The sequence below is a fragment of the Rhizobium sp. RSm-3 genome (assembly GCF_001854685.1).
Lineage (GTDB): Bacteria > Pseudomonadota > Alphaproteobacteria > Rhizobiales > Rhizobiaceae > Rhizobium > Rhizobium ecuadorense.
On sequence record NZ_MAWZ01000058.1, the window covers coordinates 231,050 to 249,725 of the forward strand.

Below are 18,676 nucleotides of genomic sequence, written 5' to 3' on the forward strand. Positions count from 1 at the left end.
ATGCCGGCGCGACGACGGTCGCGCCGGCATCGGGGAGGATCAGTTGCTGACGCTGGTAAGCGCGTCTGCGGCGACGAAGGCGCCGTAATTTGCCAGCGCGTCGGACACCTTGCCCTGTTCTTTGAGGAACGAGGCCGTGTCCTTGAGGATCTTGCCGGCGCCCGCCTTTTCACCGCCGCCGAGCCAGGCGTCCGATGCCTGGACCTCGGGGGTGAGCAGCGTCAGGTTCTTCAGGGCCGAGGCCTGCTGCTCGGCCGTTCCGCCGAGAAGCTTGGCGAGCGACTTGGCGTTGTCGCTGTCGGGCCCCCAGGCGGCCTTATCTGATGCGAAGGAGGCGTAGTATTTGTTGATGACCGAGGCGAAGCCCTTCAGGAATTTTGGGTTCTCGGTCGCGAACGTCGAGGTTGCAACCCAGGCGGAGAATGTCGGCGCACCCTTGTCCGCGACGTCCTTGGAGGTCACCAGAACCTTGCCGTTCTTCTTGAGTTCGGTGAGCGCCGGATCCCAGACGAAGCCGCCGTCGATATCGCCGCGGTTATAGCTCGCGACGATCTCAGGCTGCGGGATTGCGAAGACCTGGACGTCTTTCTCGGTCAGCCCCAGCGATTTGATCAGCGCCAGAAGCTGATAATGGTCGGTGGAAACAGGCGCGGCGGCAAGCTTCTTGCCCTTCAGATCGTTCAGGCTCTCGATGCCGGATCCGTTGCGGACCACGAGAGCCTCGTCGATGCCCGAGATGGAGGCGAGGTAGAAGGCCTTGACCTCGAGCCCGCGCGATACCGCAGCCGCAAACGGGCTGGAGCCGACATAGCCGACCTGGACGTCGCCGGAGGCGATGGCCGCAAAGATCTCGGCGCCCGAATTGAACCTGCGGAAATCGATCTCATATCCCGTCGTCTTGGCGAATTCGCCGTTGGCGATCGCCACCGAAGACGGCAAGGCATCGGTTTGATAGCCGACGACGACCTTTTTATCCGCCGCCTCAGCGACAACAGCCGTTGCAAGAGTGCCGACGCCCAAGGCAATCGCGGCAATCAGTTTTTTGAAATTCATCTTGAGCCCCTTTGTTCGAGGGCCACCCGGCCCCTTGATCTCACCTTCAAAGGGTAATCGTCGAGAAGGGGCTGGCGGGAGAAATAACAAACTATATTTATAGACTATAGGGACAATTGTTTTCGTGATTCTGCTGCTTGGGTGATCTTGGGGCGGGTGAGCGACAAGAACCGGCGTTACGGGCCTTCAGGGAGAATGCATTGATATACGATGTGATCGTGGTCGGTTCCGGTTTTTCAGCCATCGCTGTGACCTGCAATCTCATCGAGCAGCTTCCCGCTTCGGCGAAGATTGCCGTCGTCGGCGACGATCCCGGTTTCGGGCGCGGGACGGCATATAGGACGGAGCTCTATCTCCATCGCCTCAATGTTCCCGCCGGCCGCATGAGCCTGCTGCCCCATCATCCGCACGATTTCGTCGACTGGCTGAAAAGCCATGGACGTCAGTTGCAGGCGGGCGATTTCGCCTCGCGCAGCGATTACGGTCTTTATGTCAGGGATACGCTTGCGCGGCTGCTTCGAAAGCGGGATGGCCGTTGCCGGGTGGATTTCATCAAGGCCAAGGCGGCGGGATGCGTGGAACGCTACACGAGCACGCTCGCCTTCCATCTCGGCAATGGCGACGAGATCGCCGGGAAGAATGTGGTGCTCTGTCTCGGCGTCGGTAATGCGAACCTTCCCGTCGATCCGGCCGGCGTCCCATCCTCGCTGCGATCGCGGATCATCGAGAACCCGTGGCGGCTCTCCTGGCTGAGGCGCGTCGCGCTGTCCGATGCGGTCTGTATTCTCGGCTCCGGCCTGACGATGATCGATCAGGTTCTGGCACTTCGCGCCCATGGCCATAGAGGCAGGATCGACGTGCTGTCGCGGCGCGGCCTGGCGCCGCTCGGCCATGCGAAGACGCCGCCCGCGCCTCTGCCGATCGACGTTCACACACTTCCCGGCACGATCAGCGGGATCTTGAAGACCTTGCGGGAAAAGAGCAGCTCGGTCGCCGACTGGCGGAGCGTGATGGACGGCCTGAGGCCGGTCACGCAGGCTCTCTGGCACCGGCTTTCGAACGAAGAGCGGGCGCGTTTCCTGCGGCATGCGCTTCCCTGGTGGAATATCCATCGCCACCGGGTCGCGCCCGACGTGTTCGCCGGCTTCGAGAAACTGGTCTTAGACGGAACCGTTTGCTTTCATGCGGGCTTCCTGAAATCGCTCGAGGTCAGGGAAGGGAGGCTCGTCGCCGGATACAGGGTCAGAGCCAAGCGTGAGATCGCCGAGATCAACGCGGACTGGCTGGTCAATTGCACCGGTATGGAGCGAGCCGGGATCAGCCATTCACCGCTGTTAAAGGAAATGAGCCGGTTTCAACTGATCATTCCCGACCCGCTTGGCCTCGGCATTCAAGTGGATGCGGCTTCCGAGGTGACGGCCCCATCCCGGATCTCGCCGGCCCGGCTGTTTGCCGTCGGCGCCTTGACGGCGGGACAATTCTGGGAGATCACCGCCGTCCCTGACATCCGGCTGCAGGCGAAGGCCGTGGCCGAGGAGATCGTCAGGACGAGGCCCAATTCCGACGCATAGGCTGGCAATCTCGGATCTCTACGGTGCTGTTGAATTGCCGGCCGCCGACAGCTACAGTATTTGGTAGGCCATAATACGATTCCCGAGTTCGGCTGCCGTAGCAAAAGCTTGAGCCTGCGAAGTCAATCCCAACACTGAGGTACAGCATGAGCGGTGCTCTGAAGGACGCAACAATCAGGGTCGAGCGTCCTGCGAAGACATTGCGGGAACTGGCGCTCGACAAGGTCCGTGAGGCCATCGTCAACGGATACTTCCGTCCCGGAGACCGCCTTGTCGAGCGCGACCTCTGCGCCCAGCTCGGCGTCAGCCGGACGGTGGTGCGCGAGGTTCTGAGACATCTGGAATCGGAAGGGCTCGTCGCCAATCTGCCGAACAAGGGACCGATCGTCGCCCAGCTCGATATCGACGAAGCCAAACAGATCTATGAGATCCGTGGCGCGCTCGAAGGCATGGCGGCACGGCTGTGCGCCGAACGCGGCAGCCCCGAGATCGTCACTGCGCTCGAGGAATCCCTGACCGCAATCCGCAACAGCTATCGCGACAGCGATATGGCCGGCGTGCTGGCCAATACCTCTTCCTTCTATCAAACGCTGTTCACCATGGTCGACAGGCATGTCGCCTGGGGCGTCGTCAACCTTCTCACCGTGCGCATCAACCACCTGCGCTCGATGACGATCAAGACGGAACGGCGCGGCATCGAAGGGCCGCTGCAGATGTCGAAGATCATCGACGCCATCCGCCGCGGCGACGGCGAGGGCGCCCAGCGGGCGGCGATGGATCATGTCGCGGCGGCGAGCGCAATTGCCGAGGCGGTGTTGTCCGCTCAGAAGCCTGCTGAATAATTCCTTAAAACGCGTCGCATTGCATTAGCGACCGCTGCAGATCGCCGGCAAGGCGTTGTCGCATCGTCATTTGTCGATGCCTCCTGCGCATTCGCAATCACGTTCCCCGGAACTCTACACTCCGAGCTTGACACCTGTCTTTGCTCGATGTGATGGTATGCCATAATCAATAATATATAAGGCGGTATCATATGGGCCGGGGATATTTAAGCGTTCTGGCCTGTCGCGTCGCTGCGGACGGCCGTGCTGCCATGCGGTTCCTGACAGCAGGATAAACAAGAAGCGCTTCCGAGCGTTCGGGAGCGCGCGGAAAATCGCAGATTTTCAAAGATCGAACCTCAATCTGCGTCGTCGCAGAAACCAACTTGACACTCATATATTATGGTATACCATAATACACGATAGAGAGACGAGGTGTTCCATGGCCATTCAAATTCGCAAGACGGGACTGCAGATCGAAACGACGCTGATCGAGGGCGGCAAGGCCGCGGCAGTGCCGCTGAAGCTGTTCACTGCCTTCGCGGTCGTGAACAATCCCTGGGCGGGACTCGGCTTTGTCGAGAACCTCAAGCCGGAAATCCATGCGGCGGCTCCCATTCTTGGCGAATTGCTGACCAAGATGATCATCGATGCGGTCGGCTCCGGCGAGGCTGTGGAAGCCTATGGAAAGGCTGCCGTCGTTGGCCTGAACGGCGAGATCGAACACGCCTCCGCGCTCATCCACACACTGCGCTTCGGCAATTTTTATCGCCATGCCGTCGGCGCCAAGTCCTATCTCGCTTTCTGCAACACCCGCGGTCCTGCCAATGCGCCGATCATGATCCCGCTGATGGACAAGAATGACGAAGGCCGCCGTTCGCACTACCTGACCATCCAGACCTCGATCCCCGACGCGCCTGCTGCCGACGAGATCGTCGTGGCTCTCGGCGCTTCGGTCGGCGGACGTCCGCATCACCGCATTGGCGACCGTTATCAGGATCTGAAAGATCTTGGGCAGGACGTCGCCAATCCTGCGGGCGTTTGAAGGGGTGGGCGCTGAGATGCTGACAGCTGGATCGATCTCGGGCGCCGCTGCAGCAAAGAGCGCCGCCGGCGACTTGCCGCGAAAGAAGACGGCAAGCGGAACAGCCTATCACGAGGCCGGCAGCGGCGAGCCGCTGGTTCTCATCCATGGCGTCGGTATGCGGCTTGAAGCCTGGGCGCCGCAGATCGCCTTTCTGTCGGCCGGCTACCGCGTCATCGCCGTCGACATGCCGGGCCATGGCGAGAGCGCAAAGCTGCCGGTAGGCAGCCGCCTCGAGGAGTTCGTCGCCTGGTTCGGGCGCTTTCTCGACGAGATGGCGATCGAGACTGTGAATGTTGCCGGCCACTCCATGGGTGCGCTGGTATCGGGAGGAGCGGCGGCGACGTTCGGCGAACGGATCAGCCGTGTCGCCTACCTCAACGGCGTCTACAGACGCGACCCTGAGGCAAAGGCTGCCGTGCTCGCACGGGCCGCGGCCATTCCGGTGACGGGCGTGGACAAGGAAGGCCCGCTGGCTCGCTGGTTCGGCGAAGATCCCGATAGCGTCGTTGCGCGGGAATTGACGCGGAAATGGCTCAATCTCGTCGATCCGGAAGGCTATGCGGTCGCTTACGCCGCTTTTGCCGGCGGAGACGAGACCTATGCCGACCGCTGGAAAGACGTGGCTGGTCCGGCGCTGTTCCTGACGGGGTCCGACGATCCGAATTCGACGCCCTTGATGGCGACGCAAATGGCGGCGCTCGCGCCGAAGGGCTTTGCCCGTATCGTGGACGGTCACCGTCATATGGTGAACCTGACCGCGCCTGATATCGTAAATTCGCTGCTCGCCGAGTGGCTGTCGTTCGGGGAGGATGAACGATGACGATGCAAACTGTCGACCCAAGAGCATTGCGAGATGCATTCGGAGCTTTTCCCACAGGCGTGACCGTCGTCACCGCCTGCGACGGGGAAGGAAATCCGATCGGCTTCACCGCGAACTCCTTCACATCGGTCTCGCTCAATCCACCTTTGCTCCTCGTTTGCCTTGCCAAGACGTCGCGCAACTTCGCCACCATGACCGGTACGCCGCATTTCGCGATCAACGTGCTGTCGGAAACGCAGAAGGACGTGTCGAACACTTTTGCGCGGCCGGTCGAAGATAGATTTGCGGCGGTCGAATGGGCCAAGGGATCGGCCGGCTGCCCGATCTTCTCGAACGTGGCCGCCTGGTTCGAATGCGCCATGGAGGAGGTCGTTGAGGCCGGCGACCATGTCATCCTGATGGGGCGCATCGAATCCTTCGACAATAGCGGCCGCAACGGCCTCGGCTATGCCCGCGGCGGCTATTTCACGCCGACGCTCGCCAGCAAGGCGGTTTCCGCGGCAAGCGAAGGCAATATCGAACTTGCGGCCGTCGTCGAGCGCCGCGGAGAGGTTCTGCTGCTTGGCGACGATGTGCTCTCCCTGCCGAGCGTCGACGCCCATGACGGCAACCCGACCGAGGCGTTGCAGGAATATCTGGAGACGCTCACCGGGTTGAAGGTCAGCATCGGCTTTCTCTATTCGGTCTATGAGGGCAAGAGCGACGGCAAGCAGCACATCGTCTATCACGCCGTTGCCGGAGACGGTGAGCCTGCCGGCGGCAGGTTCGTAAAACCTGACGCCCTGGCTGCGGCGAAATTCAAGACCAGTTCGACCGCCGATATCGTCAACCGCTTCGCGATGGAAAGCTCGATCGGCAATTTCGGCGTCTATTTCGGCGACGAGACAGGCGGCACCATTCACCCCATTCCAGCCAAGGGCGCAAAAGCATGAAGTTCTCCCTCTTCGTCCATATGGAACGGCTCGACGCCAGCCAGACCCATAAGAGCCTCTATGAGGAGTTCGTCGCGCTCTGCGAGATCGCCGACAAGGGCGGCATGCATGCGATCTGGACGGGCGAGCATCATGGCATGGATTTCACCATTGCCCCCAACCCCTTCGTGACCATTGCCGATCTCGCGCGCCGCACATCGCGCGCAAGGCTGGGAACGGGAACGGTGATCGCCCCCTTCTGGCATCCGATCAAGCTTGCCGGCGAAGCTGCGATGACCGACATCATCTGCGACGGAAGGCTCGATATCGGCATTGCCCGCGGCGCCTATTCCTTCGAATACGAGCGCCTGCTGCCGGGTCTCGACGCCTGGGGCGCCGGCCAGCGCATGCGCGAGCTCATCCCGGCGGTCAAGGGCATCTGGAACGGCGACTACGCCCATGACGGCGAGTTCTTCAAATTCCCCGCGACCACCTCGGCGCCGAAGCCGCTGCAGCAGCCGAACCCGCCGATCTGGGTTGCCGCGCGCGATCCGAACTCGCACGAATTTGCCGTCGCCAACGGCTGCAACGTTCAGGTGACGCCGCTCTGGCAGGGCGATGACGAGGTCCAGTCGCTGATGGACCGCTTCAACGATGCCTGCGTCAAGAATCCCGATATCGAGCGGCCGAAGATCATGCTGCTGCGCCATACCTATGTCGGCTCGTCGGAAGAAGACGTCGCTCAGGCGGCCCATGAACTCAGCGTTTACTACAACTACTTCTTCGCCTGGTTCAAGAATGAGAAGCCGATTACCCAAGGCCTGATCGAACGGATTCCGGACGAGCAGATCCGGGCAAACGCGATGCTGTCCGATCAGGTCATGCGCACCAACAATGTCGTTGGAGATGCCCGGACCGTCATCGACCGGCTCAAGGCCTATGAGGCCCTCGGCTACGACGAATATTCCTTCTGGATCGACACCGGCATGAGTTTCGAGCGCAAGAAAGCGTCGCTCGAGCGCTTCATCGCCGAGGTCATGCCGGCATTTCAGGAGTAGCACCATGCGGCGTTTCCAGCACTATATCGACGGCGAATTCTCCGATGGCGAGGCTTCCTATCCGAGCATCGATCCCGCCTCCGGCGCGGCCTGGGCTGAAATGCCCGAAGCCCGCGAAGCGGATGTCGATCGGGCTGTCAGCGCTGCCGACAGGGCGCTTTATGAGGGCCCGTGGGCGAAAATGACGGCCACCCAACGCGGCAAGCTGCTTTACAAGCTCGCCGACCTGGTTGCCGCCAACGCCCCGATTCTGGCGGAACTGGAGACGCGCGACACCGGCAAGATCATCCGCGAAACCTCAGCGCAGATCGCCTATGTCGCCGAATATTATCGTTACTATGCCGGCATATCAGACAAGATCGAAGGGTCTTACCTGCCGATCGACAAGCCCGATATGGATGTCTGGCTTCGCCGCGAACCGATCGGCGTCGTTGCGATGGTCGTGCCGTGGAACAGCCAGCTGTTCCTATCGGCGGTCAAGATCGGCCCGGCGCTCGCCGCCGGCTGCACCATGGTGGTCAAGGCCTCGGAAGACGGCCCGGCGCCGCTTCTCGAATTTGCCCGCCTCGTGCATGAGGCAGGCTTTCCCGCCGGCGTCGTCAACATCATCACCGGTTTCGGCGCCTCCTGCGGTGCGGCACTCGGCCGTCATCCGAAGGTCGCCCACGTCGCCTTCACCGGCGGTCCGGAGACCGCCCGGCACGTCGTTCGCAACTCGGCCGAAAACCTCGCTTCGACATCGCTCGAACTCGGCGGCAAGTCGCCCTTTATCGTCTTTGCCGATGCCGACCTCGACAGTGCCGCCAACGCCCAGGTCGCAGGCATTTTCGCGGCGACGGGGCAGAGCTGCGTTGCCGGCTCACGCCTGATCGTCGAACGCAGCGTCAAGGACAGGTTCGTCGCGCTGCTGCGCGAGAAGGCACAGGCGATCCGCATCGGCGCACCGCTCGATATGGCGACCGAAGTCGGCCCGCTTGCCACAAAGCGCCAGCAGGACAATATTAGCGCTCTCGTCGAAAGATCGATCGAAAGCGGCGCCCGCCTGGTCACCGGCGGACGCAAGATCGATGGCGAAGGCTATTATTTCCCGCCGACGATCCTCGATTGCGACGATGTCGCTTCGCCGTCGCTGATCGAGGAGTTCTTCGGGCCGGTCCTTTCCGTCGTCTCCTTCGAGACCGAGGCAGAGGCGCTGAGGCTTGCCAACGACACCCGCTATGGCCTGGCCTCCGGCATCTTCACCCAGAACCTCACTCGGGCGCACCGGCTGATGAAGGGCATCCGCGCCGGCATCGTCTGGGTCAACACCTACCGCGCCGTATCGCCGATCGCGCCCTTCGGCGGCTTTGGTCTGTCGGGTCACGGCAGGGAAGGCGGCATGGCCGCGGCTCTCGATTACACTCGCACCAAGACGATCTGGCTCCGGACCTCGGATGATCCGATCCCCGATCCCTTCGTGATGAGGTGACGCCGATGTTTTACGAAATCCGTACCTACCGGCTGAAGAACGGAACGATCCCGCAATATCTCAAGGTGGTCGAGGAAGAGGGGATCGAGATCCAGAAAAGTCATCTCGGCACGCTCGTCGGCTATTTCTTCTCGGAGATCGGCACGATCAACGAGATCGTCCACATCTGGGCCTTTGCGAGCCTTGATGACAGAGAGGCGAGGCGCCAGCGGCTGATGGCCGATCCCCGGTGGCAGGCGTTTCTGCCCAAGATTCGCGACCTGATCGAGGTGGCGGAAAACAAGATTATGAAGCCAGCAAGCTTTTTCTCCCAGGGGCGAGGCGCACTGACGGCATAAGGCATAACCCGTAGGACAAACCAGAACAGGGATATAAGGGAACATGAAAACGACATTTGCTTTCGCGGCGGTTGCCGCATTCGTGGCGGTCTCCGCGCCGGCGCACGCCGACAACATGGTCTTCTCGAGCTGGGGCGGAACGACCCAGGATGCGCAGAAGGCGGCGTGGGCAAGCCCGTTCACCGAAAAGACCGGCATCACCGTCGTGCAGGACGGCCCGACCGACTACGGCAAGCTCAAGGCCATGGTCGAGGCCGGTGAAGTCACCTGGGACGTTGTCGACGTCGAAGGCGACTATGCCGCCCAGGCCGGCAAGAACGGCCAGCTCGAAAAGCTCGACTTCTCCGTCATCGATAAGTCCAAGCTCGATCCGCGCTTTGTCACCGATTATTCGGTCGGCAGCTTCTATTATTCCTTCGTCATCGGCTGCAATGCCGATGCCGTCAAAGCCTGCCCGAAGACATGGGCCGACCTGTTCGACACGGCGAAGTTCCCCGGCAAGCGCACATTCTACAAGTGGTCGGCTCCCGGCGTGATCGAAGCGGCGTTGCTTGCCGACGGCGTGCCGGCCGACAAGCTTTATCCGCTCGATCTCGACCGCGCCTTCAAGAAGCTCGATACGATCAAGTCGGATATCATCTGGTGGTCGGGCGGCGCCCAGTCGCAGCAACTGCTGGCATCCGCCGAAGCGCCCTTCGGCAGCGTCTGGAACGGCCGTATGACAGCGCTTGCGGCGACCGGCATCAAGGTTGAAACCTCCTGGGAGCAAAACATCACCGCCGCCGATGCGCTCGTCGTCCCGAAGGGCTCGCCGAATGTCGAAGCCGCGATGAAGTTCATTGCACTGGCGACCTCGGCCGAACCGCAGGCTGCCTTGGCAAAGGCCACCGGCTATGCGCCGATCAATGTTGACTCGGCCAAGCTGATGGACCCGGAAACGGCCAAGACCCTGCCGGACCAGCAGACCGCAAGCCAGGTCAATGCCGATATGGGCTACTGGGCTGATAATCGCGATGCGATCGGCGAGAAGTGGTACGCTTGGCAGGCGAAATAAGCTGAAGCTTGAGATCAACGGGCACGGCGAAGGTCGCCGTGCCCCCGCGGCGCCAGTGCCAATCTATCGCACTTAGCGCCCCGCGGAAATTGACGGGTGGGAAGGACTGTCATGTCGACGTTTAGCGATGCCTCCGGCGTAATTGCGCCCTTGCCGAAGATACGCAGGCCAACGGGTTTCAGCGGGGTCGTTCCGGCTTTCGCCTTCGTCGGTATCTTTTTCGTCGTGCCGGTGGCGATACTGCTGTTGCGAAGCGTGCTGGAACCCGTGCCGGGTCTCGGAAACTATGCGCAGTTGATCGGGTCTTCGACCTATCTCAAGATTTTCGCCAACACCTTCATCGTCTCGGGTCTCGTCACGGTGATTTCGCTCGCGATCGGCTTTCCCGTCGCCTGGGCGCTGGCGATCATGCCCGGCCGGCTGACCTCGATGATCTTCGCGATCCTGCTTCTGTCGATGTGGACCAACCTCCTGGCCCGCACCTATGCCTGGATGGTGCTCCTGCAGCGGACCGGGCTCATCAACAAGATGCTGATGGGAATGGGTCTGATCGACCAGCCGCTGGCACTCGTCAATAATCTGACCGGCGTGACGATCGGCATGACCTATATCATGCTGCCTTTCATCATCCTGCCGCTCTATGGCGTGATCAAGAAGATCGACCCGTCGACCCTGCAGGCGGCCGCCCTTTGCGGCGCCAACCGCTGGCAGTGCCTGACGCGTGTTCTCCTGCCGTTGGCCACACCCGGCATGGCGGCGGGCGCCCTCATGGTCTTCGTCATGTCGCTCGGTTATTTCGTCACGCCGTCGCTTCTCGGCGGTACCGCCAACATGATGCTCGCAGAGCTGATCGCGCAGTTCGTGCAGTCGCTGGTCAACTGGGGAATGGGCGGTGCTGCGGCGCTGGTTCTCTTGGTGGTGACGCTCTCGCTTTATGCCGTGCAGCTGCGCTTCTTCGGCAACCAGAACCCGGGAGGGCGTTGATATGTTGCTCAATTTCGACCGTCTCGGCTGGTGGAAATACATCCTTCTCGGCATAACGCTTCTGACCGCAGCTTTCCTGCTGCTGCCGATCGTCTTCATCGCGGCGCTGTCCTTCGGCTCCTCGCAGTGGCTGATCTTTCCGCCGCCGGGATGGACGTTTCAGTGGTACAGCGAGCTCTTCGCCGACCCGCGCTGGCTGGAATCGGCTTTGACGAGCTTCAAGATCGCAGTCATCGTGACGATCCTGTCGGTGCTGCTCGGGCTTGTGACGTCCTTCGGACTGGTGCGTGGTTCGTTCATGTTCCGGGATGCGCTGAAAGCGCTGTTCCTGACGCCGATGATCCTTCCGGTCGTGGTTCTGGCGGTTGCCCTCTACGCCTTCTTCCTCAGGATCGGCCTTGGCGGTACGCTGACCGGCTTTGTCATTTCGCACCTGGTGCTCGCGCTGCCCTTCTCGATCCTGTCGATATCGAGTGCGCTTGAAGGTTTCGACAAGTCGATCGAGGATGCGGCGGTGCTTTGCGGCGCCTCGCCCCTTGAAGCAAAGATCAGGGTTACCCTTCCCGCGATCAGCCACGGGCTGTTTTCGGCGGCTGTCTTCTCTTTCCTGACATCCTGGGACGAGGTGGTGGTGGCGATCTTCATGTCCAGCCCGACCCTGCAGACGCTGCCCGTGAAAGTATGGGCAACGCTGCGGCAAGACCTGACGCCTGTTGTCGCAGCCGCGTCGACCCTTCTCATCCTTTTGACGATCATCCTGATGGCGCTGGTTGCCGTCGTGCGTAAGGTACTGAAACAATGAACGAACCATTCCTTCAGATCCGCGGCATACGCAAGGAATACGGCCCCGTGGTCGCCGTGCATGACGTGACCCTCGACGTTCGGCGCGGGGAGTTCCTGACCTTTCTCGGGCCGTCCGGATCCGGCAAGAGCACGACGCTCTATATCCTGGCTGGATTTGACAATCCGACGAAAGGCGACATCACGCTCGAGGGCAAGACCCTGCTTGCCACGCCGTCGCACAAGCGCAATATCGGCATGGTGTTCCAGCGCTACACCCTGTTTCCGCACCTGACGGTCGGTGAAAACATTGCCTTTCCGCTGAAGGTCCGGCGCAAGTCTAAGGCGGAGATCGACAGCAAGGTGAAGGAGATGCTGCGCCTTGTCCGGCTCGAAGGCTTCGAGGATCGCAAGCCGGCGCAGATGTCCGGCGGCCAGCAGCAGCGCGTCGCGCTTGCCAGAGCCCTTGCCTATGATCCGCCGGTGCTTCTGATGGACGAGCCGCTGTCGGCGCTCGACAAGAAACTGCGCGAGGAAATCCAGCATGAGATCCGCCGCATCCATCAGCAGACCGAAGTGACGATCCTCTACGTCACCCACGACCAGGAAGAGGCACTGCGGCTCTCCGACCGCATCGCCGTCTTTTCCAAGGGCGTCATCGACCAGATCGGCACGGGGCCCGAACTCTACGCCAATCCGAAGACGCGCTTCGTTGCCGAATTCATCGGCGACAGCGATTTCATTTCCTGCGACCTGCTGTCGTCATCAGACGGACAGGCTACCATTTCGCTCGGCGGCAGCACTGTCTTCAACCGCATTCCGGTGCATGGAAAAGCGGCTGCCGGCACAAAAGCGGCCTTGATGCTGAGGCCGGAGCGCATTCGGCTGTCGCGCGCCCAGGCGGGAGCGGGTCTCGCCGCCACCGTCAGCGACATTACCTTCCTCGGCAACAATATCCACGTCTCCACAGAAACGGCGAAGGGCGAGGCGCTGGCCGTTCGCCTGCCGTTCGGTCACGAGGCGATCACCGGGCTCAGCCGTGGAGACACGGTGCATCTGGATTTCGATCCGGGTGCGGCCCATGTCTTCTGTTGAAAGTCTTCCTATGAAACTGAGTGATCCCTCGCTGTTCCGTCAGGCATGCCCGGTCGCCGGCCGCTGGATCGAGGCGGAAGGCCGCCAGGTGACGACGGTGCGCAATCCTGCGACCGGCGAGCCGCTCGGCGCCGTCCCCGACCTCGGGGCCGTGGAAACGGAGGAGGCCATCGCCGCCGCTGTCATCGCCCAGAAGCTTTGGGCGAAGAAGACCGCCGGCGAGCGCGCCGCCGTTCTCAAGGCATGGCACCGCCTGATGATCGAAAACCGCGACGATCTGGCGATGATCCTGACGCTGGAGCAGGGAAAGCCGCTCGCCGAAGCCAAGGGGGAGATCACCTATGGCGCGAGCTTCATCGAATGGTTCGCCGAAGAGGCAAGGCGCATCAACGGCGAGACCATACCGGGACACCAACCAGACAAACGCATCCTCGTGCTGCGCCAGCCGGCAGGGGTGGTGGCCGCGATCACCCCCTGGAATTTTCCGAATGCGATGATCACCCGCAAGGTCGGCCCGGCACTTGCCGCCGGCTGCGCCGTTGTTCTGAAACCGGCGCCGCAGACGCCGTTCTCGGCAATCGCCATCGCCGTTCTTGCCGAGCGCGCGGGCCTGCCGGTGGGCCTGCTCAACATCGTCACCGGTGAAGCCGCCGCAATCGGCGGGACGCTGACGGCAAGCCGTGACATCCGGGTGCTGACATTCACCGGCTCCACGCGGACGGGCGAGCTGCTTTACCGGCAATGCGCGCCGACGATCAAAAAGCTCGGCCTCGAGCTTGGCGGCAATGCACCCTTCATCGTCTTCGACGACGCCGATCTCGACGCTGCGGTCGAAGGCGCGATCATCGCCAAGTTCCGCAACAACGGCCAGACCTGCGTCTGCGCCAACCGTCTCTATGTGCAGGACGGTGTCTACGAGGCCTTTGCCGCCAAGCTTGCGACGGCCGTTTCGGCACTGAAGGTCGGCAATGGCCTGGAGAGTGACGTTGTCCTCGGCCCGCTCATCGACGACAACGCTGTTGCCAAGATCGAAGCCCATATCGGCGATGCCGTCGCGAAAGGGGCTGGGGTCGTTTCCGGCGGCAAGCGCCACGCGCTTGGCGGCCATTTCTTCGAGCCGACCATTCTGCGCGATGTCGCCGCCGGCATGCAGGTCGCCCGCGAGGAAACCTTCGGGCCTCTCGCGCCGCTTTTTCGTTTCCGCGATGAGCGAGATGTGATCGAGCAGGCGAATGACACCGAGTTCGGGCTCGCTTCGTACTTCTATGCCCGCGACTTGTCGCGGGTCTTCCGTGTGGCCGAAGCGCTCGAATATGGAATGGTCGGCGTCAATACCGGTCTCGTTTCCACGGCCGAGGCGCCGTTCGGCGGCGTGAAGATGTCGGGTCTCGGCCGCGAAGGGTCGAAGCACGGGTTGGACGAATATACCGAAATCAAGTATGTCTGCCTCGGCGGCATTGCCTGATTTCAGAGCAATTCCAGCAAAAGTGTGAAGCGGTTTTGCGTCCGGAATTGCGTAAAACAACGAGATAGACAGTTGCGCTTCGTCCGCAAAGAAAGACCGGAATGCATCTCGTCAGCATCGCGATGTATCTGACATCCCGGCCGCTCGCGGATGCGACGGCCGAGCTCTGGTCGTTCCTTCGGGACTATCTCTCGCAGGCCGGCCTGACGGACCTGCCGGGGGCGCTCGATCGGACGCTGCCCTATGACGAGGCCTGGCTGAGGCCGGATCTTCTCCTCTCGCAGACCTGCGGTTATCCCTTTGTCAGCCGCCTGCGCGGCAAGGTCCGCCTGGTGGCGACGCCGGCCTATGAATATCCCGGCTGCGACGGTCCGGCGATGCGCAGCTTCGTCGTCGTCCGAAAAGATTCTTCGCTTCGCTCGCTGGAGGATCTGCGCGGCACCACGGCTGCGATCAACAGCCCCGACAGCAATTCCGGCAGCAATTTCTTTCGCGCGGCCGTCGCGCCGCTCGCTCGGAACGGCCGTTTCTTCGGCCGGATCATCGAGACCGGCAGCCATGGCGGCAGCATCGCCGCCGTCGCGGAGGGCAGGGCGGACAGTGCGGCCATCGATTGCGTCACCTATGCCAATATTCGCCGCTTCGGTCCCGAAGATGTCGAAGGGCTCCGTATCATCTCCGAAACGCCCAAAGGCCCGGGTTTGCCATTCATCACTACCGGTGACGCGCCGGACGAAAGAATCCGCCTTCTGCGCCGCGCACTCGCCGCCGCCATCGAGGAGCCGTCGCTCGCGGCCACGCGCGCCACGCTCGGCCTCATCGGTTTCTCAGTGCTTTCCGAAGCCGATTATGAGCCGCTCTTGTCATTGGCTGGTGATACATTGCCGCAATTGAGGGCTTGAGTTTCCTAAGCTATCTGGTTTCCCAGCTTGTCGCGGGACAAAGTCCGTATCGATCTAGCGCCGCTGCGTCCCGACCGGTTCTGAGCGAGCCTACAGCTCGCATTGTCCCGGAGCATTCCGCCAGTAGCCGCGTTTGAGTTTGCCGCGCACCAGCTTCCCGAATGCCTCGGTGGCTTCTGTGCCCGTGTCGAACAGATCGATCTTCGATTGTCCCTTTGTTCCGATCCGTCCCCAGCAGCGCATGAGCGAACTGCCGCCGAACAAAGTCGGTTCGATTGCCAGCAGATAGAAACGCGCCATGTTTTGCGCAGGGTCTATACGAAAAAGCAATGTCGGAAGGTTCGCTTGCGTCATGCCGCAAGAATCCCACCCTGGCACCGACACGTCCAATGAATATGCTGAATCGATGAGGTGGCGGCGATTCCATCGTGTGATGTTTCATTGGGCGGAGCTATGGACGTTTGGCGCAGGTTCGGCCGGACGTTACTACCCAGCGACCCGCATCTATCTATCTTTCCACGGATTGACGATCTGAAGATCGATCCCCGCGAGCCACCGGCGGTACGCTGTTCAGAACCGATGCTCCGCACCCTCGACCGGATTAGCCCAGACCGTCATGCCAGGCGCAAACGGCGTCTCGCCATCGGCGCGCACGACCATCTCTCCTAAATCGGGAACGTCGAGATAGAGGATTGCATCGGCGCCCAGCCGCTCCACATGCCGGATGCTGCCCTGCCACTGCCCCCCATCCGTCGAAAGCCGGAGATGCTCGGGCCTGATGCCGTAGGTCGTGCAATTCAACCGCCGTGCCGTCTCGCCGCCATAGAGGTTCATCTTCGGGCTGCCGATGAAGCCGGCGACGAAGGGTGTGGCGGGATTGCGGTAGAGTTCCATCGGGCTGCCGATCTGCTCGACCGCGCCTCCGTTCAGCACGACGATCTTGTCGGCCATGGTCATGGCCTCGACCTGGTCGTGGGTGACATAGATCATCGTCGACTTCAGCCGGGCGTGGAGATCGGCGATCTCAAGGCGCATCTGGGCTCTGAGCGACGCGTCGAGATTGGAGAGCGGCTCGTCGAACAGGAAGACCTTGGGATCGCGCACGATCGCGCGGCCGATGGCGACGCGCTGTCTCTGGCCGCCGGAGAGCGCTTTCGGCTTTCTCTGTAGCAGATGGGTGAGCTGCAGCGTTTCGGCGGCCGCGTTGACCCTGGCTGTGATTTCCGCCTTCGGGCGGCGGGCGAGCGAAAGCCCGAAGCCGATATTCTCGGCGACCGTCATATGCGGATAGAGCGCATAGCTCTGGAATACCATGGCGATGCCGCGCTCGGAGGGTTCGGCATGGGTCACGTCCTTGCCGCCGATTGTCAGCATGCCCGACGTCGTCTCCTCCAGACCGGCGATAATGCGCAACAGCGTCGATTTCCCGCAGCCCGACGGGCCGACGAAAACGACGAACTCGCCGGAGGCAACCTCCAGATCGATGCCCTTGATCACCTCAAGCGCGCCGAAGCTCTTGCGGACCTGTTTCAGCGTCAGCTCAGCCATTTGCTACCCTTTGACCGCGCCGGAAGTCATGCCCGCGACGATCTGCCGGTTGAAGAAGATGAAGACGATCAGCGGCGGGATCGTCACCAGCAGGATATTCATGAAGAGCAGGTTGTACTGGCTCGTATACATGCTCTGGAAATTATAGAGCGTCAGCTGCACCGTGACGTTCTCCTTGCCGGGAAGGTAATAAAGCGGGTTGGTGAAATCGTTGAAGATCGCGATCGATTGCACGACGATATTGGTCACGGTCACCGGTTTCAAAAGCGGCAGGATGACCCTGAAGAAGATTTGCCGAGGCTTGGCGCCGTCGATCAGCGCCGCTTCGTCGAGATCGCGCGGGATGGTCGAGATGAACGACCGGTAGAGCAAGATCGAAAAGGAGAGATTATAGGCGACCTGGATCAGGATCATTCCGGTCATGGTCTTGAAGAGGCCGATCTCCTGCAGGAGGCCGATGGTCGGCACGACGGCCGGCGGCATCATCAGGCCCATGAAAAGCGCAACGGAGGCCACCCGGTTCCAGATGGTCCTGCGCCGCTGCATCACATAGCCGACCATCGCCGAGAGCAGCAGCAGGATGCTGACGGAGACGACGGTGATCAGAGTGGAGTTGAAATAGGCGAGCACGAGCTGGTAGTCGCGGGCTTTGAAGACGGCGATCAGATTGTCCCGGAACAGCCATTGCCCGGGCAATTCGAAATCGAGGCGGGAGGCTTCGGATTTCGATTTGACCGCCTGAAGAGCGACGAAAACGAAGGGCATCACGAAGATCACCGCCGCGACGGCCAGGGCGATCGTGCCGGTGACGTAGGGGCGGACGCTTCTCATTCTTCGACCTCGCGCCGGTTGAACCATAAGGTGATGGGCAGGATGATCACGGCGATCAGCGCGAACAGGATGACGTTTCCGGCCGTCGATAGCCCATAAAAGCCGGCCTGGTACTGCTTGTAGATGACCGAGGCGATCACATCCGAGGAAAAACCCGGCCCGCCGCGGGTCATCGCCCATATCAGGTCGAACGACCGAAGCCCGCCGATCAGCGACAATGTCACCACGACGATGGTGGCGGGACGCACGAGCGGCAGGGTGATCCGGAAAAATTGCTGGAGCCTTGTCGCGCCGTCGATTCTCGCTGCCTCGTAATAATCGGGGCTGATTGCAGCAAGACCGGCGATGAAGATCAGGGTGGCAAGGCCGACACCTTTCCAGACATCGACCAGGGCCACGGAAAAAAGCGCGAGCGCCGGGTTGGTGAGCCATCCCGGCCCCGGAATGCCGAGTGCCTCGAGCGTCACATTGATGATGCCCCTGGTTGGATGCATCATCACCGTGAAGGTGATGCCGATGCCGATCGTCGAGACCAGCACGGGAAAGAAGACCAGCGTGCGCAGCAAGCCGCGGGCGAAGATATTGCCGGTCAGGAGTACGGCGAGCAGCAACCCGCAGACCGTCTTCAGGCCCGACGTCGCCACTGCGTAGATCAGCGTGTTGATGAGCCCTTTGACCAGGAACGGTTCGGAAAAGAACTGCTGAAAATTTTCGAATCCGATGAATTCGGCCGTCGAAAGATCCCAGCGCGTCAGGCTGAACCACAGAGACGATACCGTGGGGACGAGAAACAGCACGCCGTAAATGATTGCGGCGGGAATGAAAAACCACAGCGGGTAGGGCGATTTGCGCGAGCGGGGACGTGTCTCGGTCATATCAATCTCTTCGAT

General features: G+C 61.5%; 18 protein-coding genes and 1 pseudogene. 14 read left to right on the forward strand and 5 right to left on the reverse strand.

The window, feature by feature from the left end; all coding sequences use genetic code 11:
* Positions 1-39: 39 nt before the first annotated feature.
* Entirely contained in the window at positions 40-1,053 is a 1,014-nt protein-coding gene (gene tauA / locus BBJ66_RS29845; protein ID WP_071092571.1) for a taurine ABC transporter substrate-binding protein, read from the reverse strand.
* 200 nt (positions 1,054-1,253) lie between these two features.
* Between tauA and BBJ66_RS29850 the strand changes: the two genes are divergently transcribed.
* From BBJ66_RS29850 to BBJ66_RS29915, 14 genes and pseudogenes are all read left to right on the forward strand, one after another.
* Positions 1,254-2,624, forward strand: a complete 1,371-nt coding sequence (locus BBJ66_RS29850; RefSeq protein ID WP_071092573.1) for an FAD/NAD(P)-binding protein — start codon at positions 1,254-1,256, stop codon at positions 2,622-2,624.
* Positions 2,625-2,770: 146 nt separating this feature from the next.
* A complete protein-coding gene (locus BBJ66_RS29855; RefSeq protein WP_071092575.1) occupies positions 2,771-3,466 on the forward strand; it encodes a GntR family transcriptional regulator in 696 nt (231 codons plus the stop codon).
* A gap of 421 nt (positions 3,467-3,887) precedes the next feature.
* A complete protein-coding gene (locus BBJ66_RS29860) occupies positions 3,888-4,490 on the forward strand; it encodes an amino acid synthesis family protein (RefSeq protein WP_025417784.1) in 603 nt (200 codons plus the stop codon).
* 16 nt (positions 4,491-4,506) lie between these two features.
* Entirely contained in the window at positions 4,507-5,352 is an 846-nt protein-coding gene (locus BBJ66_RS29865) for an alpha/beta fold hydrolase (RefSeq protein WP_071092577.1), read from the forward strand.
* On the forward strand, positions 5,349-6,284 hold the full coding sequence (locus tag BBJ66_RS29870; RefSeq protein ID WP_071092579.1) for a flavin reductase family protein: 936 nt from the start codon (positions 5,349-5,351) through the stop codon (positions 6,282-6,284). Before BBJ66_RS29865 ends, BBJ66_RS29870 begins: the two co-directional genes overlap by 4 nt.
* Positions 6,281-7,321, forward strand: coding sequence for an LLM class flavin-dependent oxidoreductase (locus BBJ66_RS29875; RefSeq protein ID WP_071092581.1), 1,041 nt, complete (start codon positions 6,281-6,283; stop codon positions 7,319-7,321). The genes BBJ66_RS29870 and BBJ66_RS29875 overlap by 4 nt, the downstream gene beginning before the upstream one ends.
* Positions 7,322-7,325: 4 nt before the next feature.
* Positions 7,326-8,789, forward strand: coding sequence for an aldehyde dehydrogenase (locus BBJ66_RS29880; protein ID WP_071092583.1), 1,464 nt, complete (start codon positions 7,326-7,328; stop codon positions 8,787-8,789).
* A 5-nt stretch (positions 8,790-8,794) separates the two neighbouring features.
* Positions 8,795-9,119 (forward strand): annotated as a pseudogene (locus BBJ66_RS29885) (NIPSNAP family protein).
* Between the two features lie 51 nt (positions 9,120-9,170).
* Entirely contained in the window at positions 9,171-10,181 is a 1,011-nt protein-coding gene (locus BBJ66_RS29890) for an ABC transporter substrate-binding protein (RefSeq protein ID WP_071092587.1), read from the forward strand.
* 111 nt (positions 10,182-10,292) lie between these two features.
* Positions 10,293-11,165 (forward strand): ABC transporter permease, encoded by an 873-nt coding sequence (locus tag BBJ66_RS29895; RefSeq protein ID WP_071092589.1) that lies wholly within the window; start codon positions 10,293-10,295, stop codon positions 11,163-11,165.
* Between the two features lies 1 nt (position 11,166).
* Positions 11,167-11,967, forward strand: coding sequence for an ABC transporter permease (locus BBJ66_RS29900; protein ID WP_071092591.1), 801 nt, complete (start codon positions 11,167-11,169; stop codon positions 11,965-11,967).
* A complete protein-coding gene (locus tag BBJ66_RS29905; RefSeq protein WP_071092593.1) occupies positions 11,964-13,040 on the forward strand; it encodes an ABC transporter ATP-binding protein in 1,077 nt (358 codons plus the stop codon). Before BBJ66_RS29900 ends, BBJ66_RS29905 begins: the two co-directional genes overlap by 4 nt.
* Positions 13,041-13,050: 10 nt before the next feature.
* A complete protein-coding gene (locus BBJ66_RS29910) occupies positions 13,051-14,505 on the forward strand; it encodes an NAD-dependent succinate-semialdehyde dehydrogenase (protein ID WP_071092595.1) in 1,455 nt (484 codons plus the stop codon).
* 101 nt (positions 14,506-14,606) lie between these two features.
* Entirely contained in the window at positions 14,607-15,407 is an 801-nt protein-coding gene (locus BBJ66_RS29915) for a phosphate/phosphite/phosphonate ABC transporter substrate-binding protein (protein ID WP_071092597.1), read from the forward strand.
* Positions 15,408-15,497: 90 nt separating this feature from the next.
* On the opposite strand, the gene BBJ66_RS29920 is transcribed toward BBJ66_RS29915, so the two are convergent.
* From BBJ66_RS29920 to BBJ66_RS29935, 4 genes are all read right to left on the reverse strand, one after another.
* A complete protein-coding gene (locus BBJ66_RS29920; protein WP_071092599.1) occupies positions 15,498-15,761 on the reverse strand; it encodes a WGR domain-containing protein in 264 nt (87 codons plus the stop codon).
* A 216-nt stretch (positions 15,762-15,977) separates the two neighbouring features.
* The gene (locus tag BBJ66_RS29925) at positions 15,978-16,955 is read right to left on the reverse strand and encodes an ABC transporter ATP-binding protein (protein ID WP_071092601.1); all 978 of its coding nucleotides are present in this window, start codon (positions 16,953-16,955) and stop codon (positions 15,978-15,980) included.
* Positions 16,956-16,958: 3 nt separating this feature from the next.
* The gene (locus BBJ66_RS29930) at positions 16,959-17,786 is read right to left on the reverse strand and encodes a carbohydrate ABC transporter permease (RefSeq protein WP_071092603.1); all 828 of its coding nucleotides are present in this window, start codon (positions 17,784-17,786) and stop codon (positions 16,959-16,961) included.
* Positions 17,783-18,661, reverse strand: coding sequence for a carbohydrate ABC transporter permease (locus BBJ66_RS29935; protein WP_071092605.1), 879 nt, complete (start codon positions 18,659-18,661; stop codon positions 17,783-17,785). The genes BBJ66_RS29930 and BBJ66_RS29935 overlap by 4 nt, the downstream gene beginning before the upstream one ends.
* Positions 18,662-18,676: the final 15 nt, after the last annotated feature.

Coding starts and splice junctions, on each gene's coding strand:
- BBJ66_RS29930 (WP_071092603.1), bottom strand. CDS start 17,786: ATGAGAAGCGTCCGCCCCTACGTCACCGGCACGATCGCCCTGGCCGTC.
- BBJ66_RS29895 (WP_071092589.1), top strand. CDS start 10,293: ATGTCGACGTTTAGCGATGCCTCCGGCGTAATTGCGCCCTTGCCGAAG.
- BBJ66_RS29880 (WP_071092583.1), top strand. CDS start 7,326: ATGCGGCGTTTCCAGCACTATATCGACGGCGAATTCTCCGATGGCGAG.
- BBJ66_RS29935 (WP_071092605.1), bottom strand. CDS start 18,661: ATGACCGAGACACGTCCCCGCTCGCGCAAATCGCCCTACCCGCTGTGG.
- BBJ66_RS29890 (WP_071092587.1), top strand. CDS start 9,171: ATGAAAACGACATTTGCTTTCGCGGCGGTTGCCGCATTCGTGGCGGTC.
- BBJ66_RS29920 (WP_071092599.1), bottom strand. CDS start 15,761: ATGACGCAAGCGAACCTTCCGACATTGCTTTTTCGTATAGACCCTGCG.
- BBJ66_RS29860 (WP_025417784.1), top strand. CDS start 3,888: ATGGCCATTCAAATTCGCAAGACGGGACTGCAGATCGAAACGACGCTG.
- BBJ66_RS29915 (WP_071092597.1), top strand. CDS start 14,607: ATGCATCTCGTCAGCATCGCGATGTATCTGACATCCCGGCCGCTCGCG.
- tauA (WP_071092571.1), bottom strand. CDS start 1,053: ATGAATTTCAAAAAACTGATTGCCGCGATTGCCTTGGGCGTCGGCACT.
- BBJ66_RS29925 (WP_071092601.1), bottom strand. CDS start 16,955: ATGGCTGAGCTGACGCTGAAACAGGTCCGCAAGAGCTTCGGCGCGCTT.
- BBJ66_RS29900 (WP_071092591.1), top strand. CDS start 11,167: ATGTTGCTCAATTTCGACCGTCTCGGCTGGTGGAAATACATCCTTCTC.
- BBJ66_RS29910 (WP_071092595.1), top strand. CDS start 13,051: ATGAAACTGAGTGATCCCTCGCTGTTCCGTCAGGCATGCCCGGTCGCC.
- BBJ66_RS29865 (WP_071092577.1), top strand. CDS start 4,507: ATGCTGACAGCTGGATCGATCTCGGGCGCCGCTGCAGCAAAGAGCGCC.
- BBJ66_RS29875 (WP_071092581.1), top strand. CDS start 6,281: ATGAAGTTCTCCCTCTTCGTCCATATGGAACGGCTCGACGCCAGCCAG.
- BBJ66_RS29905 (WP_071092593.1), top strand. CDS start 11,964: ATGAACGAACCATTCCTTCAGATCCGCGGCATACGCAAGGAATACGGC.
- BBJ66_RS29855 (WP_071092575.1), top strand. CDS start 2,771: ATGAGCGGTGCTCTGAAGGACGCAACAATCAGGGTCGAGCGTCCTGCG.
- BBJ66_RS29870 (WP_071092579.1), top strand. CDS start 5,349: ATGACGATGCAAACTGTCGACCCAAGAGCATTGCGAGATGCATTCGGA.